Source organism: Burkholderia sp. Ac-20365 (assembly GCF_017104715.1).
Taxonomy (GTDB): domain Bacteria; phylum Pseudomonadota; class Gammaproteobacteria; order Burkholderiales; family Burkholderiaceae; genus Paraburkholderia.
On record NZ_JAAGPI010000006.1, the window covers coordinates 199,620 to 225,850 of the forward strand.

26 protein-coding genes are annotated in these 26,231 nt (G+C 60.5%); 17 read left to right on the forward strand and 9 right to left on the reverse strand.

Annotation, left to right across the window (positions count from 1 at the left end; all coding sequences use genetic code 11):
* Positions 1-42 precede the first annotated feature (42 nt).
* Positions 43-279, forward strand: coding sequence for a hypothetical protein (locus G3O01_RS13765; RefSeq protein WP_205805515.1), 237 nt, complete (start codon positions 43-45; stop codon positions 277-279).
* 201 nt (positions 280-480) lie between these two features.
* Positions 481-2,316 (forward strand): ABC transporter ATP-binding protein, encoded by a 1,836-nt coding sequence (locus tag G3O01_RS13770; protein ID WP_205805516.1) that lies wholly within the window; start codon positions 481-483, stop codon positions 2,314-2,316.
* A 6-nt stretch (positions 2,317-2,322) separates the two neighbouring features.
* Here the strand turns inward: G3O01_RS13770 and G3O01_RS13775 are convergent, their stop codons facing one another.
* Complete coding sequence (locus tag G3O01_RS13775) at positions 2,323-3,237, reverse strand: LysR family transcriptional regulator (protein WP_205805517.1); 915 nt, start codon at positions 3,235-3,237, stop codon at positions 2,323-2,325.
* 123 nt (positions 3,238-3,360) lie between these two features.
* Between G3O01_RS13775 and G3O01_RS13780 the strand changes: the two genes are divergently transcribed.
* Genes G3O01_RS13780 through G3O01_RS13790 form a run of 3 tightly spaced genes read left to right on the forward strand, consistent with a single transcriptional unit; the run spans position 3,361 to position 6,319 of the window.
* Complete coding sequence (locus tag G3O01_RS13780; protein WP_205805518.1) at positions 3,361-4,104, forward strand: SDR family NAD(P)-dependent oxidoreductase; 744 nt, start codon at positions 3,361-3,363, stop codon at positions 4,102-4,104.
* Between the two features lie 19 nt (positions 4,105-4,123).
* Positions 4,124-4,921: a TIM barrel protein gene (locus G3O01_RS13785; protein WP_205805519.1), complete on the forward strand. Its 798-nt coding sequence runs from the start codon at positions 4,124-4,126 to the stop codon at positions 4,919-4,921.
* A 39-nt stretch (positions 4,922-4,960) separates the two neighbouring features.
* Complete coding sequence (locus tag G3O01_RS13790; RefSeq protein ID WP_205805520.1) at positions 4,961-6,319, forward strand: MFS transporter; 1,359 nt, start codon at positions 4,961-4,963, stop codon at positions 6,317-6,319.
* A 134-nt stretch (positions 6,320-6,453) separates the two neighbouring features.
* Here G3O01_RS13790 and G3O01_RS13795 read toward each other — a convergent pair whose 3' ends face one another.
* Together G3O01_RS13795 and G3O01_RS13800 are read right to left on the reverse strand one after the other, a co-directional pair.
* A complete protein-coding gene (locus G3O01_RS13795; RefSeq protein WP_205805521.1) occupies positions 6,454-6,765 on the reverse strand; it encodes a hypothetical protein in 312 nt (103 codons plus the stop codon).
* 116 nt (positions 6,766-6,881) lie between these two features.
* Positions 6,882-7,232, reverse strand: coding sequence for an H-NS family nucleoid-associated regulatory protein (locus G3O01_RS13800; RefSeq protein WP_205805523.1), 351 nt, complete (start codon positions 7,230-7,232; stop codon positions 6,882-6,884).
* A 176-nt stretch (positions 7,233-7,408) separates the two neighbouring features.
* On the opposite strand from G3O01_RS13800, the gene G3O01_RS13805 reads away from it, so the two are divergent.
* The gene (locus tag G3O01_RS13805) at positions 7,409-8,236 is read left to right on the forward strand and encodes an H-NS family nucleoid-associated regulatory protein (protein ID WP_205805524.1); all 828 of its coding nucleotides are present in this window, start codon (positions 7,409-7,411) and stop codon (positions 8,234-8,236) included.
* A 119-nt stretch (positions 8,237-8,355) separates the two neighbouring features.
* On the opposite strand, the gene G3O01_RS13810 is transcribed toward G3O01_RS13805, so the two are convergent.
* On the reverse strand, positions 8,356-9,102 hold the full coding sequence (locus G3O01_RS13810; protein WP_205805526.1) for an SDR family NAD(P)-dependent oxidoreductase: 747 nt from the start codon (positions 9,100-9,102) through the stop codon (positions 8,356-8,358).
* A gap of 30 nt (positions 9,103-9,132) precedes the next feature.
* Positions 9,133-9,534, reverse strand: coding sequence for a nuclear transport factor 2 family protein (locus tag G3O01_RS13815; protein WP_205805534.1), 402 nt, complete (start codon positions 9,532-9,534; stop codon positions 9,133-9,135).
* 167 nt (positions 9,535-9,701) lie between these two features.
* Here G3O01_RS13815 and G3O01_RS13820 point away from each other — a divergent pair, with 167 nt between their 5' ends.
* From G3O01_RS13820 to G3O01_RS13850, 7 genes are all read left to right on the forward strand, one after another.
* Complete coding sequence (locus tag G3O01_RS13820; RefSeq protein WP_205805536.1) at positions 9,702-10,331, forward strand: TetR/AcrR family transcriptional regulator; 630 nt, start codon at positions 9,702-9,704, stop codon at positions 10,329-10,331.
* A 138-nt stretch (positions 10,332-10,469) separates the two neighbouring features.
* Positions 10,470-11,375 (forward strand): LysR family transcriptional regulator, encoded by a 906-nt coding sequence (locus G3O01_RS13825; protein WP_205805552.1) that lies wholly within the window; start codon positions 10,470-10,472, stop codon positions 11,373-11,375.
* A gap of 159 nt (positions 11,376-11,534) precedes the next feature.
* Positions 11,535-11,786, forward strand: coding sequence for a superinfection immunity protein (locus G3O01_RS13830; protein ID WP_205805554.1), 252 nt, complete (start codon positions 11,535-11,537; stop codon positions 11,784-11,786).
* 88 nt (positions 11,787-11,874) lie between these two features.
* Positions 11,875-12,309 (forward strand): MarR family winged helix-turn-helix transcriptional regulator, encoded by a 435-nt coding sequence (locus G3O01_RS13835; protein ID WP_205805556.1) that lies wholly within the window; start codon positions 11,875-11,877, stop codon positions 12,307-12,309.
* 109 nt (positions 12,310-12,418) lie between these two features.
* Positions 12,419-13,954 (forward strand): efflux transporter outer membrane subunit, encoded by a 1,536-nt coding sequence (locus tag G3O01_RS13840; protein WP_241023924.1) that lies wholly within the window; start codon positions 12,419-12,421, stop codon positions 13,952-13,954.
* A gap of 64 nt (positions 13,955-14,018) precedes the next feature.
* Complete coding sequence (locus G3O01_RS13845; protein WP_205805560.1) at positions 14,019-15,182, forward strand: HlyD family efflux transporter periplasmic adaptor subunit; 1,164 nt, start codon at positions 14,019-14,021, stop codon at positions 15,180-15,182.
* A 46-nt stretch (positions 15,183-15,228) separates the two neighbouring features.
* On the forward strand, positions 15,229-16,785 hold the full coding sequence (locus G3O01_RS13850; RefSeq protein ID WP_205805562.1) for a DHA2 family efflux MFS transporter permease subunit: 1,557 nt from the start codon (positions 15,229-15,231) through the stop codon (positions 16,783-16,785).
* A 53-nt stretch (positions 16,786-16,838) separates the two neighbouring features.
* Here the strand turns inward: G3O01_RS13850 and G3O01_RS13855 are convergent, their stop codons facing one another.
* Positions 16,839-17,957, reverse strand: coding sequence for a LysR family transcriptional regulator (locus G3O01_RS13855; RefSeq protein ID WP_346779181.1), 1,119 nt, complete (start codon positions 17,955-17,957; stop codon positions 16,839-16,841).
* 39 nt (positions 17,958-17,996) lie between these two features.
* Here G3O01_RS13855 and G3O01_RS13860 point away from each other — a divergent pair, with 39 nt between their 5' ends.
* From G3O01_RS13860 to G3O01_RS13870, 3 genes are all read left to right on the forward strand, one after another.
* Positions 17,997-19,460, forward strand: a complete 1,464-nt coding sequence (locus G3O01_RS13860; protein ID WP_205805566.1) for a carboxylesterase family protein — start codon at positions 17,997-17,999, stop codon at positions 19,458-19,460.
* Positions 19,461-19,577: 117 nt separating this feature from the next.
* A complete protein-coding gene (locus tag G3O01_RS13865) occupies positions 19,578-20,669 on the forward strand; it encodes a porin (RefSeq protein WP_205805568.1) in 1,092 nt (363 codons plus the stop codon).
* A 162-nt stretch (positions 20,670-20,831) separates the two neighbouring features.
* The gene (locus G3O01_RS13870) at positions 20,832-21,845 is read left to right on the forward strand and encodes an AraC family transcriptional regulator (RefSeq protein WP_205805569.1); all 1,014 of its coding nucleotides are present in this window, start codon (positions 20,832-20,834) and stop codon (positions 21,843-21,845) included.
* Positions 21,846-21,881: 36 nt separating this feature from the next.
* Here G3O01_RS13870 and antC read toward each other — a convergent pair whose 3' ends face one another.
* From antC to antA, 3 genes are read right to left on the reverse strand one after another with little or no spacing between them, the layout of a single operon-like run.
* Entirely contained in the window at positions 21,882-22,910 is a 1,029-nt protein-coding gene (gene antC / locus G3O01_RS13875; RefSeq protein ID WP_205805570.1) for an anthranilate 1,2-dioxygenase electron transfer component AntC, read from the reverse strand.
* Positions 22,911-22,924: 14 nt separating this feature from the next.
* On the reverse strand, positions 22,925-23,413 hold the full coding sequence (antB, locus tag G3O01_RS13880; RefSeq protein ID WP_205805571.1) for an anthranilate 1,2-dioxygenase small subunit: 489 nt from the start codon (positions 23,411-23,413) through the stop codon (positions 22,925-22,927).
* Positions 23,410-24,798 carry an anthranilate 1,2-dioxygenase large subunit gene (gene antA / locus G3O01_RS13885; protein ID WP_205805572.1) on the reverse strand — a complete coding sequence of 463 codons (1,389 nt, stop codon included), beginning with the start codon at positions 24,796-24,798 and terminating at the stop codon, positions 23,410-23,412. Before antA ends, antB begins: the two co-directional genes overlap by 4 nt.
* Before the next feature lie 270 nt (positions 24,799-25,068).
* Between antA and G3O01_RS13890 the strand changes: the two genes are divergently transcribed.
* Complete coding sequence (locus G3O01_RS13890) at positions 25,069-26,217, forward strand: porin (RefSeq protein ID WP_241023925.1); 1,149 nt, start codon at positions 25,069-25,071, stop codon at positions 26,215-26,217.
* The last annotated feature ends 14 nt before the right edge of the window (positions 26,218-26,231 follow it).

Consider the following 26,231-nt stretch of genomic DNA (forward strand, 5'->3'; position numbering starts at 1 on the left):
CGGTTGCGAAGACGTCCCGGGATACAACAACGGGAGGTTGAAATGAAATTGAAACTGATTGCCGCGACTGCATGTGTGATTTCGACAATGGCGCTGAGCAGTTTTGCGCACGCGGCGGGTTGCACCGAAGGCGCCGTGGTCGGCGGGGTAGCGGGACACGTAGCGGGAAAGCACGGTGTCGCCGGTGCCGCGGCAGGCTGCGCTGTGGGTCATCACGAGGCGTCCAAAAAGCAGAAAGCGGCGAGCCAGGCAGCAGCGGCCAATGCGCCCGCGAAATAGGCGTTCTGGAATCTTCACACGTGGCGGACCGTTAGCTGGCAGCAAGGTGATCGCGGGAAACCTTGCGTCATGCGTTCGTCATGGCGTAGCGGGAACGGCGTATGCGGGATGGGTTCGCCCGTAGTGATCGAGGGCGCTTTCGCTGACTGCCGCGCCCGCGCTCCGATCGCGCCGGACGGCGCATGATTGGGGCGGAACAACATGGGTACGCCAGGCTCACAGGCTGCGGGCGCGGGAGTGTCCGGCTATACGCGAGGGCGGCGCGCGAAGGCGCTCGCCGCCTATGCCGCACATCCCGTCAGGTTGCTGCTGCGTTACGTGGACCAGCATCGCGCGCAGCACGCGGTTGTCGTCTTCAGTATCGTGGCGGCTGTCGCGTGCTCATTGGGCTCGCAGTTCGCGATCAAAAATCTCATCGACGCGCTGCCCAACGGCCGCGCGCATCCCGCGCTGGTAATCGATGCATTTCTTGTGATCGTTGCGCTGCTTTTCGCGGACACCATGTTCTGGCGTCTTGCGGGCTGGGCGAGCGTGCGGACGTTCGTCGGCGTGACGGGGGATGTGCGCCGCGAACTGTTCGGTTATCTGATCGGACATTCGCCGGGGTATTTCTCGAACGTGCAACCGGGCACACTCGCAAGCCGCATCTCGGCGACCGCGAATGCCGTTTTTACCATCGAAAATCTCTCGGCGTGGAATGCGCTGCCGCCGCTTCTCTCCGTCGTGGGCGCCATCGTGCTGATCGGGTGGGTCAGTGTGGGCATGGCGCTCGCGCTGATCGGTATTTCCATCTGCATGACCGCATTTCTGTTCTGGCTCGCAAGGCGCGGCGGCGCGCGGCATGTTCATTTCGCGTCGCGTGCCGCTTCCGTCGATGGCGAACTGGTCGATGTGATCGGCAACATGTCGACAGTCCGCACTTTTGTGGCGACGGCACGCGAAAGCCAACGTATCGGATCGATACTCGAACAGGAAATGAGCGCGCGGAAGGCGAGCCTGCGGCACCTCGAGAAGCTCCGGCTGGTGCATGCCGTCATCACCGCGGTGCTGTCGTGCGGCCTGCTTGGCTGGGTGCTGTGGCTGTGGACGCAAGAGCGCGCCACGACAGGCGATGTGGTGCTGGTCAGTTCGCTGGGCTTTGCGATTCTGCATGGCACGCGCGATCTCGCCGTGGCGCTGGTGGACATGGTTCAGCATGTCGCTCGGCTGGCCGACGCCGCACAAGCGCTGCTCGTGCCGCGCGAGATGGAAGAGAGGATGGGTGTCCCGGCGTTGCAGATTCGTGACGCGAACATCGACTTCGAGAACGTCACGTTTTCCTATCCCGGCCGCCGCCGCGTGCTGGATCATTTCAGCCTGCATATCGACGCGGGACAGCGGGTGGGTCTCGTCGGACCATCGGGTGCCGGCAAAACAACCGTGCTCGCGCTATTGCAACGGTCCTTCGACCCGCCGTCCGGAGCCGGCGCCGTCTGCATTTCGGGGCAGCGGCTGCGTGATATCAGTCTGGGCAGTCTGCATGATGCCGTGGGCGTCGTACCGCAGGATATCTCGCTCTTCAACCGCACGCTGCTCGACAATCTGCGTTATGGCCGCCCGGGCGCGACCGAGGATGACGTGTTGCAGGCCTGCGAGCACGCCAATTGTCTCGAACTGATCCGCTCGCTGCCCGACGGCCTGCAGACGGTAGTGGGTGAGCGCGGCACGCGCCTTTCGGGCGGTCAACGGCAACGCATCGCGATCGCGCGGGCGTTCCTGAAAGATGCGCCGATCCTGCTGCTCGACGAGGCAACGTCGGCGCTCGACAGCGAATCGGAAGCGATGATTCAAATCGCGCTCGATCGACTGATGAAAGGCCGCACGGTGGTCGCGATCGCACATCGCTTGTCGACCTTGCAGAATTTCGATCGGATCGTGGTGATCCAGCATGGCAGGCTCGTCGACGATGGCGTGCCTGCGGAACTGGCGCGACGGCCGGGGATTTACCGCGATGTGCTGCTGCGGCAGGAGCGTCGTATGGCGGCCATGCCGGGATAAACAGCGTTACTGCGGAAGGGAAGCGTCCGGAATAGCGCGCTTCAGGCTCTCCGCGCGCCGATACACGGCTTGCATGAACAGGCTCGCATTCCGCGATGGAGGCGTGAAGCGCGAGTAGACAAAATGCGCCGTCAGCTCGATGTTTTCGCGAAGCGGACGAATCACGAGTGAACTTCCCGTCGTCGCGAAGTTGTCGACGATGGTCACGCCGAGCCCGCCTTCGACGAGCGCAAGCGCCTGATCGGCACGCATCACGTCGATGGTCGATTTGAGTTCGACGCCCGCCTGCTGACACGCCTGCGCAATCACCGTCCCGAACGGGATATCGCGCTTGAACAGGACAACCGGTTCATCGACGAGATCGGCAAGCGCGACGCTTTTCTGCGCCGCGAGCCGGTGTCCTTTCGGCATCGCGCAGACCATGTTGCCAGACATGAAAGGCACGTTGTTCAGATGCTCGTGCGTGACGGGCATCGCGGAGATGGCAACCTCCGCTTCCTTGCTCAGCAGTTCCATCGGCATGTCGGCCATCAGCGTGGTCTGCCAGTTCACCGTCAATGCGGGCAGTTTCTTCTTGAGATCCACCAGTGCGGGCGCGACCACGCTCATGGCCAGCGACGCGCTGCACGTCACGCGCAACAGGCTCGCCGGCCCGAGCGACAGCGCATGCGCGAACTCGTCGACCCGCACGGCCGCCTGATACACCTGCTCGACTTCCCTGAACAGCGCGTGCGCTTCCGTCGTCGGGACGAGGCGGCCTTTGGAGCGTTCGAACAGACGCAAGCCGAGCGTTGTTTCGATGTGAGACACCAGCTTGCTCACGGCAGGCTGCGAGACGAATAACAGTTTGCTGGCCGCGTTGATCGATCCCGTCAGCATGACCGCGCGAAACACTTCCATGTGCCTGAGTTTGAAGCGCATCGCACATCGCCCGCTGCTGGTTAACCGAAAGTTATAGGTTATCGGAACTTCAGCATACGACAAAGAGGGCGTTTCTCCTTAGTATCCGTTCAAACGATGCCTAACCCTTTGGAGACGAGGTACATGAACAAGCTGGATCTGCAGGATCGCGTATGTGTCATCACGGGCGGCTCGGGCGCTATCGGCTATGCGATTGCCGAACGATTCGTTGCGTCGGGCGCGAAGGTCGTGCTGTGGGATATCGACGGCGCGGCCGCTCATGCAGCCGCTGAAAAGGTATGCGCTGTGTCGTCGGCGCAGGTGAATGTCACGGATGCCGCCAACGTCGCGACTGCCGCAAAAGACGTGTACGAGCGCTTCGGATCGGTCGATGTGCTGATCAACGCGGCAGGCATCAACGGCCCTATCGGACCCGTCGAAACCTATTCGATCGATGCGTGGCGACAGGTGATCGATATCAACCTCACGGGGGTGTTCATCTGCTGCCGCGAGGTGCTGCCGTATCTGCGCAGCGCGCGGCATGGGCGCATCGTCAATCTGTCTTCGGTCGGCGGCAAGGAAGGCAATCCGAATCAGGGCGCGTATGGCGCGTCGAAGGCGGGCGTGATTGCGCTGACCAAGTCGCTGAGCAAGGAACTCGCGGACACGGATATTCGTGTGAATTGCGTCACGCCTGCCGCCATCGAATCGGACATGCTCCGCAACATGACCGCCGAATCGCGCAACTTCGTGCTCGCGAAGATTCCGCTCGGGCGCGCAGGCCGCCCGGACGAAGTCGCGTCGATGGTCGCATGGCTCGCGACGCAAGAGTGCTCGTTCACGACGGGCGCCGCGTTCGATCTCACGGGCGGACGCGCTACTTACTGACGGGACGGAGTGTGACGCAATGAAACGGTTATCCCTGTCTCATCTGACTGTCCTCGATGTAGGCCCGCCGCATCTCATTTCGCTCGCTGCCAAGGCGGGATTTCGTGCGGTGGGTATTCGTCTGTGTGCTCCGATGCCCGGCGGCGTGGCGTACCCGTTGCGCGCCGGATCGCCGGAGCTGCGCGAAACGCGGCGTCTGATGGATGCGCACGACGTGGCGGTATCGGATATCGAAGTGGTTCGCATTGCACCGGATACGCGTGCGAGCGACTACGCCGAAGCGTTCGAAGCGGGCGCCGAGCTTGGCGCGCAACGCGTATGCATCAACATCGACGACGCGGAACGCGCAAGAGTCATCGATCGCTTTGGAGAGCTTTGTGACCTTGCCGAGCCGTTCGGTCTCGCGCTGGACGTCGAGTTCATGGTGTGGCGTCCTGTCGCGCGGCTCGAAGATGCCGCGAGTGTCGTGAAGGCGGTTCGCAAACCGAATGCCTTCGTTCTCGTCGATGCACTGCATCTGGCGCGCTCTGGCGGGACGGTCGCATCGGTCGAGGCGCTCGATCCTGCGCTGATCGGCAGCGTGCAGCTTTGCGATGCGCCGCTTGCATCGCCGCCGCCTGCGGGAATCATCGACGAAGCGCGCGGCAACCGGCTCTTGCCGGGCGAAGGTGAATTGCCTTTGAGAGAGTTGCTCGCTGTGCTTCCCAACGACGTGCCGCTATTTGCCGAAGTGCCGCTCGCACGCGAACCGGATTCGATGAAACGGGCAAGTCTCGTTCGACAGGCCACCGAGCGGTTAATACGCGAAAGCGCCTAGCGGCCTCATACATTCCTAAACAAATATTCGGAGACAAACATGACGACTGACGCAATGCGAAATGGCGCTGCCCCGGCGCTTGCTGCCGCCACCGGCGGGCGGCACGCGAGAAAAGCGGCCATTGCAGGGTGGATCGGCAGCGCACTCGAGTACTACGACTTCTTTATTTACGGCACGGTCGCTGCGCTCGTATTTCCGCGCATCTTCTTTCCGCCGGGCGACATGGCTGCCGCAACACTCGCATCGATGGCGACCTTCGGCGTCGCGTATGCAGCCCGTCCGCTTGGCTCGTTCCTGATGGGGCACTACGGCGACCGTCTTGGCCGCAAGGTGGTGATGGTCGGCACGTTGCTGCTGATGGGTCTGTCGACGTTCCTCGTCGGCTGCCTGCCGAGCTTTCAGAGTGCGGGATTACTCGCGCCCGCGTTGCTCGTCGTACTGCGTATTCTGCAAGGCATCTCCGCAGCCGGTGAGCAGGCGGGCGCGAATTCGATGTCATTCGAACATGCGCCTGCGGACCGTCGCGGGTATTACACGAGCTGGACATTGAGCGGGACGCAAGGCGGCCAGGTGCTTGCGCCAGCTGTCGTACTGCCGCTCGCCGCTTTGCTGTCGGAAGACCAGCTGTTGTCGTGGGGCTGGCGGGTGCCATTCTGGCTGAGTGCGTTGGTCGTGATCGTCGGCTTCATCGTGCGTTCGCGTCTGGAGGAAACGCCTGCTTTCCAGAGCGAAGCGTCACATGGCGAAGTGCCGAGGGCGCCGCTCAAGACGCTTCTCACCAGTTATCGCAAGGAACTGTTTCAGGTATTTTTCGCGGCGCTCATCTCGTCGATCGGCACGACCTTCGCCGTGTTTTCCCTGTCCTTTTCCCGCACGATGGAGCATCACGTCAGCACGTCGACGATGCTGTGGACGGCCGTGATCGCCAACCTGATCGCGGTGTTCATTATCCCCGTCTATGCGAGTCTGTCGGACCGGATCGGGCGGCGTCCTGTGTTCATCACGGGCAACATTTTCTGCGCAATCGGTGTTGCGGTTTTTCTCTGGTCGATCACGACGGGAAGCGACAGTCTGGTGCTCTTCACGGGCGTGATGCTCGGCGGCATTGTCTTCAGTATTACCAACGCGGTCTGGCCGGCCACTTACGCCGAGCGGTTTCCAACCCAGGTCCGTCTGTCGGGAATGGCGATTGGTACGCAATTTGGCTTCGCGGTGGCGGGCTTTGCGCCGCTCATTGAAACGGCGTTGATCGGCAGATTCGGCACCGCGCCGTGGATGCTGCCGGCAGCGTTCGCCGCGTTCGTCTGCCTGCTGTCCGCTGTGTCGATCTACGCGATGCGGGAAACCTACAACGTTCCGCTCGAGCGACTTGGACTTCGCGAAGGGCGGACGCGTTGAAAGTTCGATGGTGAGTGGGTGTGATGCATGCGAATGCTCGTGCAAATAGTCTTGCGATTCGCACGGCATTCGCCGTGCGTCATCTACCGCACCCACTGCCTGGATATAGCGCAATACGTGGCCGAATTTGTCAATCAGCTACGTTTTCCTTTGAGCGTAAAAGGCGCCAGCAAGGAATCGATATCGAGCTGATGTCCTTGAAAAAGCAGCAGTCGCGCATGAAGCACCGTATTTTCAAGAACCAGCTTTGCGGTGCTCAGCAGATACAGCGCGTGCACGTCGGAAGTGGACATGCCTGATTCCACGTTGTGATGGCGTTCAACGAGCGAACTGACGATGAGGCGTCTGAGTTCCTGCTCTCCAAATGGCAGGTCTGCGTAGTCGATGGGATCTTCTGCTTCTACTTCTCTGAGCATGTCGACAAGCGTTTCGGTACTCACTTCCATGAGTCCTCCCCGGGACGAAGATCAAGGTCGGCGTGGCCAACAAACCCCAACAAATCTCTTCCTGCGCCCACAGATTACTCATTCAATTTAGTGCAGTCCAGCGGAGAACGGCCGTTTCATTGGGTGCGATGCGCGGATTGGGAAGCTGCCAGCCGGCTGCCTGCGAACGGATCCTGGCTCCAGTCGACCTTCGACGGCGATTCCGGTTCCGTTTGCTGTTCCTTTTGCGCCGCGCGGCCCACGGCAAAATGGTCAATTGATTGCCCCGCGCTGATGGCCTGCTTCAGCCATTGGGGCATCTCGCCTTCGCCCGACCAGATTTCTCCCGTGGCGCTGCGATAGCGCGCCGATTTCTGCCGGATTTGATCTTCGGCAATTGCGGCGGCGAGATCGTCGAGTTCAATTCCGACCTCAGCCATTCTTCTGCGCAGATAGGCGACCATACTGTCGCGCTTTCTCTCATCCATGAAATTTCCCCGTTTTACGATTTGCGCCCTCGGACGCGTCACTGTGCGAGCGCAAGCCCTGTGCCTTGAGATTATCACTCTCGATTCGATGTTGCTAATAAGGTCTTTCGCACTATCGCCTATTTGCACGGTTATATGGCATAGTGCCGCCAACACTAATCATAGGGAGGAATAGTATGGCAACACTCGAGAAGGTTCAGGCGCAAATCGCCAAACTTCAGGCTCAGGCGGAAGCGCTGGCTGCAAAGCAGTCGTCCGGCGTCATCGCGAAGATCCGCGAGATTATGGATAAGCATGGTTTGACCACTGCCGATATCGAAGCGCATATCGGCGGCGCGAAGAAGCGCGGTCGCAAGCCGGGCGTGAAGGCCGCGCTCAAGGCTGCAGTCAAGGCGTCTGCGTCGGTCGCGAAGTATCGTGATCCGAAAACCGGCGCCACCTGGACCGGCCACGGCCGTGCGCCTGCGTGGATTGCCAGCGCGAAGGATCGCAACAAGTTTCTGGTTGAAGGCGCTGCTTCTGCTCCGGCGCCTGCTGGCAAGAAGGTCGCTGAGGCCGCTAAGGCCACTAAAGTCGCAAAGGTTGCGAAAGCCGGAAAGGCAGTGAAAGTCGCAAAGGCAGGCAACTATGTGCGTGGCCCGCAAGCGCCCAAGTACCGCGACCCGAAAAGCGGTGCGACGTGGAGCGGCCGTGGACCGGCACCCGCATGGCTCGCTGGCGCCAAAGACCGTACGAAGTTTCTGATCGAAGGCGCGACGGAAAACACGGCGCAGCCGAAGGCCGCTGCTGCAAAGAAGGCAGCAGCGCCGACCGGTAAAGCGGCTGCGGCGAAAAAGCCGGCCGCCCGGAAGCGTGCTGTGAAGAAGGCCGCGGCGCCCGCCACGAAGGCGCCTGCGAAGAAGGCGGCGACCCGGAAGGTCGCGGCAAAGAAGGTAAGCGTCGGCACGGAAAGCGCGGCTCCCGCGGTTGCGCCTGAAGCGACGAACGCGCCGGTCTCCGCGTAACGGAAACCGTCGTTCAAGCGGGACCGACGTGTCCCGCTTGACTCCATGTGGGCTTGAAAAGCCTGTTCGGATCCCCCCGACCGAGCCCGTTGCCGCTCATAAGCGGCAACGCAAAGCGCTCAGCCAGCGGCAAACATATCGTTGAACTCGTTGACCCATGCGTGCTCGCCCGGGCCAGGATTGGCTCGCATCGCGACAGCCGGGCCCACGAGAATCTCATTCGCATCAGTACCCAATTGCTCGATTGCGCCTTCGATAAACGTATCGAGCGGCATCGCGCGTTCTTCTTCCGTGCTGTTCAGCAACTCGGTGCGAACCCACGGCGGCGCGATTTCGATGAAGGAAACGTTGCTGTCCCGCAGCAGATAGCGTTGCGACAACGTGTACGAATGTAACGCGGCCTTCGTCGAACTATAGACGGCAGCAATCGCGAGCGGCACGAAACCCAGCACCGACGTCACATTGGCGACCACGGCATCGTCGCGGGTCTTCAGATGTTCGATCAGCGCGGACGTCATGCGGATCGGCCCGAGCAGGTTCGTGTCGACCGTCGTGCGCAGCAGATCGTCGTCGACGGGGCCTTGCGCGCCGTCGGGATACATCACTCCCGCGTTATTGATCAGCACGTTGAGGTCGGGATACTCCGCGATCAGCTTCGCGGCCACGGCCTGCACGTCTGAAGGATCCGTCATGTCGAGCGATACCGCGCGCATGCCGGGATTCGCGTCGATGGTCGCCTGCAGGCGCTCCGCGCGCCGGCCCGAAATGATCACCTTGTTGCCGCGTTTGTGAAGCGCTTCGGCGAGACCGCGGCCAATGCCCGAGCCGCCGCCCGTGATGAAGATCGTGTTGCCAGTGAGTTTCATGATTGATTCGCCTTGAAGTGGAGGATGTCGTTAGTCCGGGAACCGGTTGCCGAACATCGGCAGGCCGCTTTTCGATTCGGACTGGGTGGCTTCGTCCTGCAGCACGTCCCAATGCTCGGCGAGTACGCCGTTTTCGATGCGCAGGATGTCGGCGGCAATCCATGCGACGGGGCGCCCGTGGCCGGAAAAGCGGCCGTGCACGATCACATGGTCGCCATCGGCGACGATCACGCCGGGTTCGTATCGCAAGGTGGGAGGCAGCGTTTTGATCAGATTGAACAGGCCGTCGCGGCCGGGCTCGATATGCGCGCTGTGCTGGATGTAGCCGGGCGACCAGAAGCGCTCTGCGGCGGCGTAATCGCGCTGGTTGAAAAGCGTGTCGAATGCCTCTAGCACGAGGGCCTTGTTGGCGTCTGCCGTCGTATTGGTCATGAATATTTCCTGTCCAGATTGAAGGGTTCACCGAAAACACAATGGTGACTGACATTGAGTTTGGTTGATCGTCCGCGAGATGTCAATGGTGGTCACCATTGTATTTTTCGAAGGACGCTATAATTGCGGCAACAAACTGGGCGACAAGCGCGTGGGAGCATCGAACGATGGGAGTCTCGAAACAGCAGGCGGAAGAGAACCGCAAGGCCATCATTGCGGCGTCGGAGAAATTATTCCGTGAACATGGGATAGACGGCGTGGGCCTGAGCGCGCTGATGAAGGCGGCGGGCTTTACACAAGGCGGCTTCTACAACCACTTCGAATCGAAGGAAGCGCTTGCGGCCGAGGTCGTGGCGAGCGCGATGGACAAGGCCAACCGCGACCTGAAGGACGCGATCGCCGCGCCCATCAAGCGGGGCGGCAACCGCTTGAAACGGCAGGTCGATTTCTATCTGTCCGGCACGCATTGCGGCGATATCGAACAGGGCTGCGCCGTCGCCGGACTGACCGCCGACGTTCGCCGGCTCGGCACGGAAGCGCAAACGCACTTTGCAAGCGGACTGGAAACGATGTTCGACACGTTGACGGCGCTCGTCGTCGAACAGCGCGAAGAAGGCATGGATGCGGATGAAGCGCGGCGCGAAGCGATTGCGTTCTACAGCGAGATGGTCGGTGCGCTGATTCTGTCGCGGGCGGTCGGCGGCGCGGATCCACGTCTGGGCGAGGAAATACTGAAGGCGAGCCGGCAGACGCTGCTGAAGAATTTCGCGCTGGAAGGCGGGCAGGGCAAGCGCTGACGTACGCGGTGCGTGCCCGGCAATCGTGCGGTAAAGCCTTCCGGGGTAGTATCGCGGCATGCGCGGACGGGACGCGTCGTACCTGAAGACCTGCCTGCGGCAAACCCGCCGCCCCTGCACCTATAGCGAGATCGCTTCATGGACTATGTCGAGAGCCTGCGCGTGTTCCGGTCGGTAGTGGAGTTGAAGAGCTTCGCGCGCGCGGCGGACATGCACGGGCTGGCGAGGCCGGCGGTATCGCGGGCGGTTTCGGCGCTGGAGGAGCGCGTCGGCTGCAGGTTGCTGCATCGAACCACGCGGCAGGTGTCGCTCACCGAGGCCGCGGAACGGTTCTACGAAGGCTGCGTGCGCATTCTCGACGATCTGGACGCCCTCGAAGCCGACGTCGGCAACCAGACGCGCGAGGCGGGCGGCGTGCTGCGCCTCGTCGCGCACACGACGTCGACGATGGAGCGGCTCGTTCCGTTGATCGCCGAATTCAAACTCGCGCATCCGAAAATCACACTCGACGTCACGCTGACGGAACGTCCCGTCGACCTCGTCGCGGACGGCTACGATCTCGGCATCGTCGTGCCTTATATGCTGACGAGCGAAACGGCCGTGGTGCGCTTGCTCGAACGCATTCCCGTGATCCTCGTCGCGTCGCCGCAGTACTTGCAGCGAACGCCTGCGCCGAATCATCCGTCGGAGCTGGCGAATCATCAGTTCGTGGCGATGTCGCCGTCGCTGCGGCGCCCGAGCGTCAGCTTTCGGGTCGGCAGCGAAGAACTGACGATTCCCCTTCACTTCGACATGTCATCGAACAGCCCCGCGTTCAACCGCGAAATGGTGCTGCGCGGATTCGGCATTGGCATCGTGCCTGTCGCGCTGATCGAAAAGGAACTGGCATCGGGCAAGCTCGTACGACTGCTCGCCGGTTTCGAACTGGTTGACATCGGCATCGAGATCCGCCTCGCGTATAGCAACCGGACGCTGCTGCCCGCCAAGGTCCGCGCGTTCATCGATCACGCGATCGAATTCTTCGAGCGCACCGCGCCGCGCTGAAGGGGCGCCACGCTCGCCATCCCGGTCCAATTGATGCGTCTGACGGCAACAGTCTGATGACGCGCCGGGCATCGCTTCCCGCACGTCGTTTGGCTATTCTGTGCGCATGCACTTTCGAGTGTGTTTTCTGAAGTTCAGCGTTATCAGAACAGGTGTCAGATGCACGTATTCATGTCTTTTGTCATTGTTGCTATGGGTGTGACGGTGTATTTCACGCCGTCGATGATCGCCCGCCGCAGGATGAAGCAGGAAGCGGCCCGGGTTCTCCTCCTCAATCTGTTCCTCGGATGGACCATCGCGGGCTGGATCGCGGCGCTGAGCTGGGCGACGAAATCATTCGACGTCGATTTGCGCAGCGCGGAGAACGCGGCACGGTTGCAGCGCCGCGCGCTGGAGTCGGAGCGCCGCTGAGAGTAGCCTGCCAGCGGGCTGGCTTCACGTTAAATATTAAGGATGCCAAATATAAATAGAAAACGGTATCGCAGACTATCCCGTAGAAATGAATCCATTTTCATCCGAAACCGATGACTGCTTCGCCGTGCGCCAGGCAGCGCGGCATATTTCGAAGCTGTACGAACGCCATCTTTCCAAGGTCGGCATTACGCCGACCCAGTTCAGCATCCTGAGCATGCTGGATCGCAATCCGAAAGCAACCATGGTCCAGCTGGCCGACGCGCTGGTGATGGACCGCACCACGCTCGTGCGCATCCTGAAGCCGCTGCTGCGCGACGGCCTCGTGGTCGCGCCCGCCGAAGAGCGGCTCAATCGACGTCTGCGCCTCATGCTCACCGAAAAGGGCCGTGAACGTCTCGAGCAGGCGACCGCTCACTGGCACGCGGCGCAGGCGAACTTCGAACTCATCTTTGGCCGCGAGCAGGCCGTGCATTTGCGCAACGAACTGTTCCGCATCACGCGCGACGTGCCCAGCGTCTGATAACAGCAAGGCAACAAACTGATGCATTCCCGCGCATTGATGCGTGCATCAACGAACACTAGCATGTGCATATACACTTTTTAACGGATGCGAAAGCATGATCACGCAAATGAACACGACGAGACTGGAAAACGTGCCGCAGAAAGGGCGAGCCGTGTCGTTCGTCAGCAAACCGGCTGCGCTGCTCGCAGCGGCAGTCGCGGCCTTCAGTCTGGCGGGATGCGTCAACTACGCCGGTATCAGGAGCGACAAGCACATCGAGGCACCTGCGACCTATGAAACGAAGCAGAGCCTGCCCGACGAAGGCGGGAAATGGCCCGCGCTCGACTGGGCGCAGCAGTTCGGCGACCCGCAATTGCCGAAGCTGATCGACGAAGCGCTGCAAGGCAACCCGACTATCGATCAGGCGCGTGCGCGCATCGAGAAAGCGACGTCGTACGTGGGCAGCGCGAAATCCCTGCTGTATCCCAGCGTGAGCGGCAGCTATTCGTGGACCCGCGAACACTACTCGGCCAACGCGATCGTGCCGCCGCCTTACGCAGGCTCGACGCAGAGCGAGAACAACCTGCTCGTCAGCGCGTCATGGGATCTCGATCTGTGGGGCAAGAATCGCGAGCGGCTGCGTAAGGCCGTTTCGCAGGAAAAGGTCGCCGAGGCAGAGGCCGAGGAAGTTCGCATCACGTTGGCTGCATCGGTGGCGAGCACGTACAACCATCTCGCGCTCCTCTACGCATTGCGCGATGTCGAGAGCCGCGAAGTGCGCAATCGCGAAGACATCGGGCGGATCACGGATGGCCGCGTGAGCGCAGGTCTCGACACCAACGTGGAAAAGCAGACTGCGAGTGGCGAAACGTCCACCAGCCGCGCGAGTGTCAGCGATCTCGACGGACAGATCACCACGGTGCGCTACCAGTTGGGCGCGCTGCTGGGCAAGGGCCCGGACCGTGGGCTCGCAATTGCCAATCCTTCGTTCGGCACAGGCCCGGCCGTTGCGTTGCCCGATAACCTGCCTGCCGATCTCATCTCGCGCCGGCCCGACATCGTGGCGGCCTACTGGCAAGTCGATGCCGCGATGCACGACGTAAAGGTCGCGAAGGCCGAGTTCTATCCCGATGTGAATCTGTCGCTGTCGGCGGGTCTGGACGCATTCGGATGGGGACGTTTCCTCACGGCGTCGAGCCGCCAGATTCAGGCGGGCCCGGCCATCCATCTGCCGATCTTCGACGCCGGCGCGCTGCGCTCGCAACTGAAAGACCGCTACGCCGACTTCGATTACGACGTGGCGACCTACAACCACACGTTGATCAACGCGCTGTCGGACGTGGCGACACAGGTTTCGCAGATCCAGTCGACCGATCGTCAACTGGTCGACTCCCAACAGGCGCTCGACGCACAGACGAAGGCATATCAACTGGCGCTGGTTCGCTACAAATCCGGACTGACCCAGCAGTTGCAGGTGTTGAACGCCGACGACAACCGCCTCGCCGCCGAAAAGTCCGTCATCAACCTGCAGATGGGGCGCCGCGATCAGCAGATCGGTCTCATCAAGGCGATGGGCGGCGGCTTCGATGCGACGCAAGCCGGCCTCGCGTCGAACACCGATACGCCGATTCCGACGCCTTCGAACGTCAAGACCAACGACTAACCCATTCGAGCCGCCGCCATCGAACGATGCGTGGCGTCGACCAAGCCTTGCTGGAGTTCAAATCATGAATGCACCTCAATCCCAACCGGTCAACGAACCGCCGAAAAAAGCCGGAAAGCGCAAGCTGCTGCTCGCGCTGCTGGCGGCGACACTGGCGGCGTCGGGCGCCGCGTATGGCGCGTACTACTACACCGTCGCGCGTTTTCACGTCGAAACGGACGACGCGTATGTGAACGGCAACGTCGTGCAGATCACGCCGCAGATTGGCGGAACCGTGATTGCCGTCGATGCCGACAACACGCAGATCGTGAATGAGGGTGAGCCGGTCGTACGGATCGATCCCGCTGACGCACGCATCGCCCTGCAACAGGCCGAAGCGAATCTCGGCCAGACGGTGCGCCGCGTGCATGGCCTCTATGTCAACGACGACAAATACCGCGCGGATATCGCCGAGCGGCAATCGGATCTGTCGAAGGCACAGGACGATCTGCGCCGCCGTCTTTCCACGGGCATGACGGGCGCGGTGTCGGAAGAAGAAATCTCGCATGCACGCGACGCCGTCAAGTCCGCACAGGCCGCGCTCGACGCCGCGAAACAGCAGCTCGGCGCCAACCGCGCGCTGACGGCCAATACGTCGATCGAGGACCACCCCGACGTGCAGGCCAGCGCCGCTCATGTGCGCGACGCCTACCTCGCCTATGCACGCACGACCTTGCCCGCGCCCGTCACGGGCTATGTCGCGCAGCGCAGCGTGCAGGTCGGTCAGCGCGTCGCAACGGGAACGCCGCTGATGTCGGTGGTGCCGCTCAATCAGGTGTGGGTCGATGCGAACTTCAAGGAGTGGCAGCTTCGGCACATTCGCGTGGGCCAGCCCGTCGAACTGACCGCCGATGTCTATGGTTCGTCGGTCACCTATCACGGCAAGGTCGTGGGCCTCACGCCGGGAACAGGGTCGGCGCTCGCGCTGTTGCCTGCGCAGAACGCGACGGGCAACTGGATCAAGGTCGTGCAACGGCTGCCCGTGCGCATCGAAATCCCGCTCGAAGAACTGCAAAAGAACCCGCTGCGCGTGGGCCTTTCGATGAACGTCAACGTCGACGTGAAGGATACGAGCGCAGCAACGCTTACGGCCGTCGATCCCCATTCGAGCTACAAGACCGACGTATTCGCGAAGTACGGCGACGAGGCGAACGCCGCGATCGCACACATCATCGCCGCGAACGAATGATGCGCTTGCGCGCCCCTTTCTCCGTATTCACGAAGGCTGGATCACCATGACCACCCCCCAACTAACTCATCCGCCGCTGACGGGAGCGAAGCTTGCCTTAGGCTCGTTCGTCGTCGGTCTGGCCGGATTCATGACCGTGCTCGATTCGTCGATCGCGAACGTTGCGATTCCAACTATCTCAGGCAATCTCGGCGTTTCCGTCGATGAAGGCACCTGGGTCATTACCGTGTTTGCCGCGGCGAACTCGGTGGCGATACCGCTGACCGGCTGGCTCACGCAACGCCTTGGACAGGTCCGGCTTTTCGTCGGCTCGATCCTGCTGTTCGTGATCGCGTCGTGGCTGTGCGGCATCGCGCCTTCCTTGCCCGTGCTGCTTGCCGCCCGGATATTGCAAGGCGCCGTGGCCGGCCCGCTCATTCCGATGTCGCAGGCCTTGTTGCTGAGTTCGTGGCCGAAGAGCAAGTCATCATTGGCGCTGTCGCTGTTCTCGATGATCGTCGTGACAGGGCCGATCGTCGGTCCCGCGCTCGGCGGATGGGTCACCGACAGCTATAGCTGGTCGTGGATTTTCTACATCAACATTCCTGTGGGATTGTTCGCGGCGGGCATGGTGTGGATGCTCTACCGGCATCGCGATACGCCGTCGAAGAAGATACCCGTGGATATAGTGGGCCTGTTGCTGCTGATCGTGTGGGTCGCGGCGTTGCAGGTGATGCTGGATAAAGGCAAGGATCTCGACTGGTTCTCGTCGACGACGATCGTCGTTCTCACCATTGTCGCTGCGGTCGGGCTCGCACTCTTTATCGTGTGGGAACTGACGGACAAGAATCCGATTGTCGACCTGACGCTGTTCAAGCAGCGCAATTTTCTGGGTGGAACGGTTTCCATTGCGGTCGCGTATGCGATCTTCTTCGGGACACTCGTATTGCTGCCGCAGTGGATGCAGGAGTACCTCGGCTACCGGGCCGTCGATGCAGGGCTCGCAACGGCACCGCTTGGTATTTTCGCGGTGATCGGCGCGCCGATCATGGGCAAGATCCTGCCGCGTTCCGACGCACGCATTATCGGTACGTTTGCGTTTATCGGCTTTGCGATCGTGTACTACATGCGCTCGTTCTTCTACACGGACCTCAGCGAAGGCTACATCATTCTGCCGACGCTGCTGCAAGGCATTCCGATGGCGCTGTTCTTTGCGCCGCTGACGGTGATCATCCTGTCGGGACAGCCGCCCGAAAAGGTGCCTGCGGCAGCGGGTCTGTCTACCTTTGGACGGATGTTCTTCGGCGGGATCGGCACATCGATTGCGAATGTGATCTGGAATAACCGCACGATCTTTCATCATGAAATCCTGACGCAGCAGTCGGGCCCGACCAACCCGATCTTCAACCAGCAACTCGATGCGTATCACTCGCTGCTCGGTCTCGGCAAGCAGGCATCGTATGCGCTGTTCGACCACACGGTGCAAACGCAGGCGGCCATGATGGGATTGAACGATGTGTTCTATGGCGCGGCGATTGTCATGATCATCATCATTCCGCTGATCTGGATCACGAAGCCCGGCAAGGCTGGCGGTTCGAGCGACGCGGCGGCCGGGGCGCACTGAAGCGGGAAGCGGCACGCGCGTCGAACAGACGCCGCGTGCCGGGTCCGTTTTCCTTACATACTCGCAGTGCCCGACGCGGTCATCGCGTTTTTCAACTTCTGCATGAACGCCGTCGCTGCCCGGTTGACAGGTTTGTCGCTTCGTGTGACGGCGACGAGCGGACCGAGATGAAGCGGCAAGTTACACAGTACCGGCTTCAGTCCATATAACGCGCGCAGTTCTTCCGCGATGCATTGCGACACAAGAACGAGTGTGTCGCTTTTGCTCGCGAGGCGGAAAGTCAGCGGAGACACTTGCGACGACATGACGTCGGCTCCCGAACGCAGGCCCATGTCACGCACTGCGAACTCGAGCTGTTGACGGATGATATTCGGTTGTTCGGGCAACACCCAGGGGAAGCCCAACAGGTCTTCGAGCGTCACGGGGCCCTGGGTGAGCGGATGCCCTTCACGTGCGACAAAATGCGGATGATCTTCGCGCAGCAAAGCCTGCGCATACTGGTCGCTTCCGTAACCGCTCGCAAGGCGACCGATCACGATATCGACGAGATCCTGATCGAGCAGTTCAAGCAAGGTCTCCATCGATTCTTCACGCACGCTCAAACGAATTTTCGGCGATGCGGCGCGAAAGTCGGCGATGCAGTCGGCAAGTGCTTCCCACCAGTTGAGCGGAAAGAATATCCCGAGGGACAGCGTTCCGATATCGCCGCTGCGCAAGGCGTCGAGTTCTGCTTCGGCCCGTTGCACGTCGCTCGCGATCAGATAGCCGTGACGCACGAGCGCCTCGCCATAGACCGTCGGCCGCATGCCCGATGGCGTGCGTTCGAACAGTTGCGCTTCTGCGATGGCCTCCACTTCTGCCAGCGCCTTCGATATCGCGGACTGGCCCACGGCCAGTGCCTCCGCTGCCTTTTGCAAACTCCCGCATCGCGCGATTTCGAGGACCACCGAAATGTGGCGGAGTTTTAGACGCTGCTGCATTGAAGTCATGGTGTCGGGGGCATGAATTTTCTTCAAGGGTGAAGTCGAATCTTTCCGTTTTATTTCCATTCCGCGTACGCGATTATCGCTTCCGATGCAGGACACCATACGTGGCCGGATAGGCATTGAATATCCGGAGAAACGGGGAGAGCGACGGGATATCGCGCTGCAAGGCGATGCGCAATGCGACATCCCCTTACTTATTTCTGAAAGTCAAAGTGAGTCAACCTGATGGACGAAACGACAAAAGCGCATTGCGCCCAGGGCGCCCTCAAAGGCAGTCTGAATGACGGTATCCACACATTCTTCGATATTCCCTATGCTGCCAATGCAGGCCGGTTCCTTCCGGCGATCGCGTCGCCCACATGGGATGGTGAGCGGGATTGCACGCGGGCAGGACCTGTTTTTCCGCAACTGGCGAGCCGGCTCGACTTCGTCATGGGGCCGACCTGCAGAGGCGTCGAATTATCGGAAGATGCGTTTCGCCTGAATGTCTTTACGCCTTCACTCACCGGAAATCTTCCCGTCATTTTCTGGATTCATGGCGGTGGATTCCTGACGGGCGGCGGTTCGCTCCCATGCTATTTCGGTGACGAACTCGCAAGGAGCAGGCAGGCCATTGTCGTGACCGTGAACTATCGGCTCGGTCTGCTTGGCAACCTGTATATGAAAGGCGTCTCTGCGGGAAACCTCGCCGTTCGCGATCTGGAACTGGCTCTGCAATGGGTCAAATCGAACATTGCGAACTTCGGCGGTGATCCGGATGCGATCGTCGTCGCAGGACAATCAGCGGGTGCCTGGTTCACTCAACTGCTAGCCGCGATGGAGTCGACGAACTCGCTCTTCAAGGCCGGCATCATGATGAGTTATCCGGGGCTGCCGCCACTCATGCCAGAGACCGCGCAGACGTTGGCCGAGCAGTTCTGCAGGATCGCCGGTATCGAACCGTCGGGCGAAGCGTTGCGGACCATGCCTGTCGAACGCATTCTGGCGTTGCAGACTGAAATGTTGCGTGAGCAAAGCGTCTACGCGGAGGTTCCCGTCCTGTTCCGCCCGGTCAGCGACGACGTCGTGCCAGCCAATCCGGGTGAGCAGGCGGCGCGCAACTTCGCGGGCAAGCCGCTGATGATCGGCTGGACGCGTGAGGAAGCGGGGAGTTTCTTCGCGAGCAATCCGTCGCTTGTCAGTGCAACGTACCAGCAGGCGCTGAAGAAGTACACCGACGAATTTGGCGAGCAGGGCAAGCAACGCTACGAGCGGGCGGTGAAGCGCCGCATCGATGGCCGGCCGTACACGGCGCTCGTCGATCTGGGTTCTGACAAGCTGATCAGGCTGCCATCGACCGGATTCGCGGCGACGCTGCAATCGTCCGGCAGCAACGTGTTTGCCTATCAGTTCGACTATCCATCGCCTCAGGATGCGGTTGGCGCGTGTCACTGCTTCGAGCTGCCTTTCCTGTTCGGCAACTTCGAAAACTGGGTCGAGGCGCCGATGCTGGCCGGGCTCGACATGTCAGCTGCCCGTGCCCTGTCGACACGCATTCAGGAATATGTTCTCAACTTTGTCGAGTCGGGCAATCCAAATGGAAACGATCTGCCGCAATGGCCGGTCTACGACGGCACGCAAAAGCCGACGATGCATTTCGCGGATCTGATTCACGTCGTTACAAACAACGTGAATACCGCGGAGCACTGAGAAATACAGAGGCCACAGAAAATCAAACTCGGGTATCGCGTTCCAACGGCTCATTCGAAATAGAACAACAAACGGTTGGCGACGCGGATACCACGAGAAACCGGAGACAGGTTCGTCATGAAGATGAGATGGAGCGCGGCGCTTCTGGCCGCTGCGACGGGGCTCGCCCACGGCCAGAGCACCGTCACGCTGTATGGGATCGTCGATACGGGTCTATCGTATTACAACCATGCGACTGCCAAAGGCGGGTCGACGATCGGAATGGCTTCACTGACGGGACGATTGCCATCCCGCTGGGGCCTCAGAGGTTCCGAAGATATTGGCAATGGTTTCAAGACCTTTTTCGTACTGGAGAATGGATTTCAACCCAGCAACGGCATGTTGAACTACGGCGGCCGTCTCTTCGGTATTCAGGCGAATGTGGGCATCAGCAGCGACTATGGTGCGATCACGCTCGGCCGGCAATTGGGCATGACGATGTACGCGCTGATGAACGCGGATGTCATTGGCCCGTCGATTCACTCGCTAAGCGTTTTCGATTCCTATTTGCCGAACGCACGCAGCGACAATGCGATCGGCTACATGGGCAAATTCCACGGATTCACGATTGGCGGCACCTACAGTTTTGGGCGTGATGCCGCGGGACCGGCGGGTCCGGGCGCAACCAACTGTCCGGGGCAGGTGCCGGGCAATATGCTTGCGTGCCGGCAATACACCGCGCTGCTCGCTTACGACGGCGCGAGCTTCGGTTTCGCAGCGTCATACGACGTGCTTCGCGGCGGCACAGGTGCAACGGCGCCATTGAACAGCAGTGCCTATACCGATACGCACAACGTCGTCGACGGTTACGTCGTGTTCGGCTCCGCGAAAATAGGCTTCGGCTGGATCAGAAACAATCTCGCGACGGCGACCCATCTGCAGACGGATATTTTCTTTGCGGGCGCGACGTACTATGCGACGCCGGCGCTATTCTTCGACGCGCAAGGTGTGCGCTATCTTCAGCGCAGCGCGGACAGCAAGAAGGATGCGAACTCCACCTTGCTGGTCGGTCGGGCCAACTACCTGTTTTCGAAGCGCACCATGGTGTACACCTCAGTCGGGTATATGTTCAACAGTGCGCAGGCTGCGAACGCGGTTGCGGCCGGCGGATCCGTTGGTGTTGGCATGAATCAGCTCGGTGTCATGGTCGGCCTGCAACAGAAATTCTGACCCGCTTCGGGTGCACGCTCCAGCGTGCACCGCACGGGCATTTTTGTTCACCTGCGCATCGGTAACGCTTGATGTAGTCTTACGGGAATCGACATCAATCCCCATTCTCGCGCCCGCTAGCCGTTATCCGGCGAGCGGCTATTCAGCAGGTCATTCATAAAAATGCCGGTTATATCGGAGCAAGGTTACCGCGATATCCAGGCCGCGCTCAGCGACATGGATGGCGCGCGCGACTGGATGGCTTCCATATGCGGCCCTCATGGCCTGCGCGTCACCCGTCCCGAACGGCTGAAGTTTCATCAGTCCGGCACCGTGCTGCGCTCGATGTCCACCACAGTCGGCTATGTCGAATACGGAACGGATGTGACCGTCGCCGTCAACGGCGACAGCCCGCTGAACTGCTATAGCGTGAGTTTGCCCGTGATCGGCCAGCAGGAACTGGCGGCACAAGGAAAGCTGTGGGTGTCGGACCAGGACCGCGGGTTGATCGTCAGCCCGCAGGAATCGCAAGATCTCGACATAGCAGGGAACTGTCGGAAGATTCATCTCGCGATCCCCCGTTCTGCGTTGCAACAGGTATTGCAGGCCATGCTGCAACGGCCCGTCGACGCACCCATCGTATTTCAGCCGGACATGGACGCCGTGACGGGCGACCAGGCCGCGTGGTGGCGAATGGTCAAGTTTCTGATAAGTGAAATGGAGCGGGCAGGGCCGCAGTTGGCGCAGTTCTATCTGTCGAGTGAATTTGAACTGACGCTGCTCAAAGGCCTGCTGCTTTCACAGCCGCACAACTACTCGGAACAGTTGGCCAGCAAGTCGGCACCGACGCCGCCGCATTATCTGACGAGAGCCCGTCAATTCATTCACGACAATGCACGTGAACCGCTCACGCTCGAAGACATCGAGCGCGCTGCGGGTGTGTCGCGATTCAAGCTGTTCGAGGGATTCAAGCAGCACTTCGGCTGCGCGCCGATGGGCTACGTCCGAAAGTATCGGCTCGAATGCGTGCGGCGTGAGATTCTCGAAGACGGCTCAGTGCGCAATATCTCATCGGCTGCGATGAGTTGGGGCATATCGCATCTGGGACGCTTTTCGACGGAGTACAAGGCGCTGTTCGGCGAGTCGCCGTCCGATACCTTGAAGCGCGCCGCAAGCAAGCCTGCGGGCAAGCGCTAGACTGCATGGCGTGCCGGTACGCAGCCATGCAAGCGTTTATCGCGTGTTGCTCTCGCCGAACTTCTCATAGAACAGCCGATAGTCCTGAATGCGCTGTTCATTGAGCCACGTCTTGATCGCTTCGACCATCGGCGGCGGCCCGCACACGTACATATCGAATCCGTTCGACTCCAGAAACGAGCGGTCGAAATGCTCCGGTATCAGACCGGTTTTCCCATTCCATTCTGCAGCGGGATTCATCACGACGGTTTCAAGCGTGAAAGCGTCGATCTTCGTGCCGTAGCCGTTCAGGCGTTCCAGTTCGCACAGATCGCGCGCGTTGGTTACACCGTAATAGAGTTGCACGGCATGGCTGGCGCTTTTCTTTTCCGACATATCGTCGAGCATGCCGAGAAACGCCGACAAACCCGTACCACCCGCAACCATCACGAGCGGACGCTCTATTTGTCGAAGATAGAACGCGCCCAACGGTGCCTCGAACTCGATCTCATCACCTGCCGCACACCGGTCGCGCAGGTAATTGCTCATCGCGCCATCGGGCAGAAGGCGAATGAGGAATTGCAGCTTGTTCTGATCGTTCGGATGATTCGCGAACGAGTACGAGCGCCACTGATCGGTGCCAGGCACTTTCACGCGTGCATATTGCCCAGGAAGAAAATCGATCCGCTTTTCATGCGCGCTTGCATCGATGCGCAGGATCGCCGTCGTTTCGGACACGAGTTCGACTGCCTCGACGCGCGCGGACACCATGCGCGTGCCGCCGCTCTGACACAGGCTCGAATCGAAATCGAAGTAGAACGACGCGTCTGACTGAACGCGCGTCTGGCACGACAGTACCTTGCGTTGCGCGAGATCATCCTCGCTCAGCGTCTCTTCATCGACGTAGTCCTGCGTATACGTACCCGATTCGCAGCGTCCCTGGCAGGTGCCGCACACACCTTCGCGGCAGTCGAGCGGAATCTTCACGCCGTTGCGTAATGCTGCGTCGAGTAGCAACTCGTTTGCATGCACGTCGAAGAAAGCGGTTTTGCCGTCGGAAAAGTTCAACGCGACCTTATGCGTCATGGCCGTGCTCCCGGTTACAGATGATAGAAGTCCAACACCGCATTGATGGTGTCGTTCAGCAGAAGCACGTGTTTGCGCGCGATTTTCCAGCTATCTCCCGACGCATGCAGGTCATAAACCGCGCGGCCGTAGAAGTAATCGGTCGTGCCCTGGCGGGTGTACAACGTCGACCAGTTCACGGCCGCTTCGATCCGCGCATCGGCCTTTTCGGTCAGACGCACATTGCTGATCTGATGCATCGTGCGGGGCAGCGGCGTCGATGCCGCCGACTTGCCTGTCCGCAGGCGAAACACGCGGTCTTCGAGTCCGGCGCGATCCGTGTAATAGATCAGCGACATTTCACGCGCCGGGTCTTTCGTGTACACATGCTCCGAATCCCATTGCGGCACATGAAATACGCTTTGCGGATCGAACAGTTCGAGGTACTCGTCCCATTGCTGGCGGTCGCACAGATCCGACTTCAGGTAAAGAAACTGTTCGACCGAATGCTGAAGCTGGCTCATGCTTGCTCTCCCTGAACGTCGCCGGACTTCGCCAGGCCTTTGAGAATGGTGTCGCGCCACGTTCCGTGCTGGTTCACGTACAGGCCTTCGTGCGTCATTTCGGTTCCTGTCATCGCGGGCTGGATGCCGAGCAGGTCGGCATTCGCAGTCGAACCCGATTCCCACTTGTGATTGCCGCGCGAAACGTCGCTCCAGCGTTCGAGCCGCGCCTGAAAGCCGCGCTGCTGTTCGCGGAACTCGACGAGATCGTCCGGCGTACCCATGCCCGACACGTTGAAGAAGTCTTCGAACTGGCGGATGCGGCTTTCGCGGTCTTTATCCGATTCGCCCTTGACGCCAATACATTGGCTGATGATTTCAGTCTTGTTCCATGCAACAGGCCGCACGATGCGCAATTGCGAGCTGATCTGATCCATGAAGAAGAGGCTCGGATAGACGTTCAGATTGCGCAGCCGATGCATCATCCATTCGGCTTTCTGCTGTCCATACGCTTCGACGAGACGCGGCATCACGCTCGCATAACCAGGCCTCACTTCCGGGTTAGGCATGTCGCTGAAGAGCACGCTGTGGCCGTTCCTGAATGCGAACCAGCCGTCGTCGGTATCGGCGTCGCCCGCGCCGAGCTTGCTGTAGTCGAGCGTGCTGTTCGTGTCGCCATTCTGGCTGTTCGTCTCCTGCCGATGCTTGACGGTCGCGACGTAGTTGTAGTGGACCGTGCTGACGTGATAGCCGTCCAGACCGTTTTCGTTCTGCAGCTTCCAGTTGCCGTCGAACGTGTAGCTCGAGCGGCCCGGCAACACTTCGAGTTCGCCTGTGGGCGATTGCGCGACCATCATGTCGAAGAAAATGCGCGCATCGCCGAGATAGTCTTCCAGCGTGTCGGTGCCATCCACATCGAGGCTGACGAAAACAAAGCCCTTGTAGCTCGAAATGCGGGCCTTTTTCAGGCCGCGCACCGACTTGTCGAAGTCGTCGCAGTACTCGCCCGGCGCCTTGACCTTGACCAGGCGCCCATCGTTCTTGTAGCACCACGCATGAAACGGGCACGTGAAAGTCGACTGATTGCCTTTGCTCATCCGCGTGAGCGTCGCGCCGCGATGCTGGCACGCGTTGATCATCGCGTTCAGGTTGCCATTGCCGTCGCGCGAAATGATCAGCGGCTGACGGCCTGCGCGCATCGTCAGATAGTCGTTCCTGTTGGGAATCTCGCTCTCGTGGCACGCGTAGATCCATGCCTTCTCGAAGATGTACTCCATCTCCAGTGAGAAGAGTTCGGGTTCAGTGAACATCTCGCGTGCAATCCGGTAGACGCCTTCCGTCGGCCGGAAGTCCAGACAGCCGCTGACAAACTCGCTCCATTCGGATGCGCTGCGCTTTTCGCTCATGGTGTGTGCCCCTCCGTTTCATCGCTTCAATGTCGATGGATGGATTGAATACCGAAAGGGGCGGGCGGACTATCCAGCCAGTTTGCGTTCGCTATCCGATTATTTTGGCGGCGGCGAAATGTAAATTTTCTGGCAGTTCCGCCGATTTTTTCCGGGCAACGTATGGGTGTGGCGCCGAGCCTGAGAGCAGTGAGTTTGGTGGCGGCAATCGTCATCGGACTGCTCATCTGTCTGGCTGTACGACAAAATCAAAATGGTTGGAGACGAGGTATGAAGAAGGTCAGGAGAATGCTGGGCAAAACCGCTCGCAGAAGCGGACTGGTGGCAGGCGTGATTTCAACGGCGACGTTGTCGTCGGTTCCGGCGAGTGCGCAGTCGCTAGTGACGTTTTACGGTGTTGTCGATACGGGTATTCGCTATACGACGCACGCAAATCCACAGGGTGATTCAGCCGTTCGACTCGGTAATGGCGGCGCAACCGAAAGTCTGTTCGGATTCAAGGGAACGGAGGATATCGGCGGCGGTAACAAGGTCGTCTTCGAACTCGAAGATCGCTTCTTCCCGAACTCAGGCGTGATCGATCCCGCCTATCCGTTCTTCAATACGGCATTCGTCGGTTTGCAATCGAGCACCTTCGGCAAACTGACGATGGGCCGGCAGATCAACCCGCTTTCCGATGCGGTGTTGAGCGCTTACATCACGAACCCCTGGCTGCCGACTTTCTATCAGTTCCGTCCGGAAGTCATGATGGCGCAGGGCGTGTGGACCAGCAACATGGTCAAGTACGCGGCGCGCTGGCAGTACCTCACTGCGGAAGTGTCGTATGCGTTCGGCGGCAATGCGGGTGCGTTCGGCTCGGGCAGTCAGATCGGCGCGTCGCTGATCTATCTGCCCGGCGCGCCGTTGCGCCTGGCGGCCGCCTACCTCGATTCGCGCGATGCGGTGAACTCATCCGCGCATCTGAAATCATGGACAGCGGGCGGTTCGTACAGCTTCGGCAGCACGACGGTCATGGCCGGCTGGGCTGTGAACCGGCAGGACGATGGATTCGTCGGCAACTTCCCGAATGGTCCGTTCAGCGCACCGGGGTTGACTGCGCTGAAGTTCAACACGTTCAGTTCGCGCAAGATGTATTTCGGCGGCGTGTCGCAACTCGTGGGCGATGCGACCCATCTGTCGGCCAACGTGTGGCGCACGATCCAGACGGGCAAAACGCAGCCCGCCGACGGCAACGCGACGCAGTTCCAGCTGGTAGCGGACTACAACCTGTCCAAGCGCACGGATACGTACGTGGAAGCCGACTACTCGCTGTATCGTGGCGGCATGGTGGGCGCGCAATTCCAGGGCATCAGCGCAGTGAGTTCGGCGTTCGGCACGACGCAGCTGGGCGTCATGGTCGGCTTGCGGCACACGTTCTAGCGCATGAAGCCAGC

Excerpts from the sequence above, each read along its gene's own strand:
- G3O01_RS13865 (WP_205805568.1), top strand. The coding sequence starts at position 19,578 with ATGAAGATGAGATGGAGCGCGGCGCTTCTGGCCGCTGCGACGGGGCTC.
- G3O01_RS13785 (WP_205805519.1), top strand. The coding sequence starts at position 4,124 with ATGAAACGGTTATCCCTGTCTCATCTGACTGTCCTCGATGTAGGCCCG.
- G3O01_RS13775 (WP_205805517.1), bottom strand. The coding sequence starts at position 3,237 with ATGCGCTTCAAACTCAGGCACATGGAAGTGTTTCGCGCGGTCATGCTG.
- antB (WP_205805571.1), bottom strand. The coding sequence starts at position 23,413 with ATGAGCCAGCTTCAGCATTCGGTCGAACAGTTTCTTTACCTGAAGTCG.
- G3O01_RS13805 (WP_205805524.1), top strand. The coding sequence starts at position 7,409 with ATGGCAACACTCGAGAAGGTTCAGGCGCAAATCGCCAAACTTCAGGCT.
- G3O01_RS13770 (WP_205805516.1), top strand. The coding sequence starts at position 481 with ATGGGTACGCCAGGCTCACAGGCTGCGGGCGCGGGAGTGTCCGGCTAT.
- G3O01_RS13840 (WP_241023924.1), top strand. The coding sequence starts at position 12,419 with ATGAACACGACGAGACTGGAAAACGTGCCGCAGAAAGGGCGAGCCGTG.
- G3O01_RS13890 (WP_241023925.1), top strand. The coding sequence starts at position 25,069 with ATGAAGAAGGTCAGGAGAATGCTGGGCAAAACCGCTCGCAGAAGCGGA.
- G3O01_RS13825 (WP_205805552.1), top strand. The coding sequence starts at position 10,470 with ATGGACTATGTCGAGAGCCTGCGCGTGTTCCGGTCGGTAGTGGAGTTG.
- G3O01_RS13835 (WP_205805556.1), top strand. The coding sequence starts at position 11,875 with ATGAATCCATTTTCATCCGAAACCGATGACTGCTTCGCCGTGCGCCAG.
- antC (WP_205805570.1), bottom strand. The coding sequence starts at position 22,910 with ATGACGCATAAGGTCGCGTTGAACTTTTCCGACGGCAAAACCGCTTTC.
- G3O01_RS13860 (WP_205805566.1), top strand. The coding sequence starts at position 17,997 with ATGGACGAAACGACAAAAGCGCATTGCGCCCAGGGCGCCCTCAAAGGC.
- G3O01_RS13810 (WP_205805526.1), bottom strand. The coding sequence starts at position 9,102 with ATGAAACTCACTGGCAACACGATCTTCATCACGGGCGGCGGCTCGGGC.
- G3O01_RS13855 (WP_346779181.1), bottom strand. The coding sequence starts at position 17,957 with ATGTCGCATTGCGCATCGCCTTGCAGCGCGATATCCCGTCGCTCTCCC.
- G3O01_RS13845 (WP_205805560.1), top strand. The coding sequence starts at position 14,019 with ATGAATGCACCTCAATCCCAACCGGTCAACGAACCGCCGAAAAAAGCC.
- G3O01_RS13815 (WP_205805534.1), bottom strand. The coding sequence starts at position 9,534 with ATGACCAATACGACGGCAGACGCCAACAAGGCCCTCGTGCTAGAGGCA.
- antA (WP_205805572.1), bottom strand. The coding sequence starts at position 24,798 with ATGAGCGAAAAGCGCAGCGCATCCGAATGGAGCGAGTTTGTCAGCGGC.
- G3O01_RS13795 (WP_205805521.1), bottom strand. The coding sequence starts at position 6,765 with ATGGAAGTGAGTACCGAAACGCTTGTCGACATGCTCAGAGAAGTAGAA.
- G3O01_RS13790 (WP_205805520.1), top strand. The coding sequence starts at position 4,961 with ATGACGACTGACGCAATGCGAAATGGCGCTGCCCCGGCGCTTGCTGCC.
- G3O01_RS13800 (WP_205805523.1), bottom strand. The coding sequence starts at position 7,232 with ATGGATGAGAGAAAGCGCGACAGTATGGTCGCCTATCTGCGCAGAAGA.
- G3O01_RS13870 (WP_205805569.1), top strand. The coding sequence starts at position 20,832 with ATGCCGGTTATATCGGAGCAAGGTTACCGCGATATCCAGGCCGCGCTC.
- G3O01_RS13850 (WP_205805562.1), top strand. The coding sequence starts at position 15,229 with ATGACCACCCCCCAACTAACTCATCCGCCGCTGACGGGAGCGAAGCTT.
- G3O01_RS13780 (WP_205805518.1), top strand. The coding sequence starts at position 3,361 with ATGAACAAGCTGGATCTGCAGGATCGCGTATGTGTCATCACGGGCGGC.
- G3O01_RS13765 (WP_205805515.1), top strand. The coding sequence starts at position 43 with ATGAAATTGAAACTGATTGCCGCGACTGCATGTGTGATTTCGACAATG.
- G3O01_RS13830 (WP_205805554.1), top strand. The coding sequence starts at position 11,535 with ATGCACGTATTCATGTCTTTTGTCATTGTTGCTATGGGTGTGACGGTG.
- G3O01_RS13820 (WP_205805536.1), top strand. The coding sequence starts at position 9,702 with ATGGGAGTCTCGAAACAGCAGGCGGAAGAGAACCGCAAGGCCATCATT.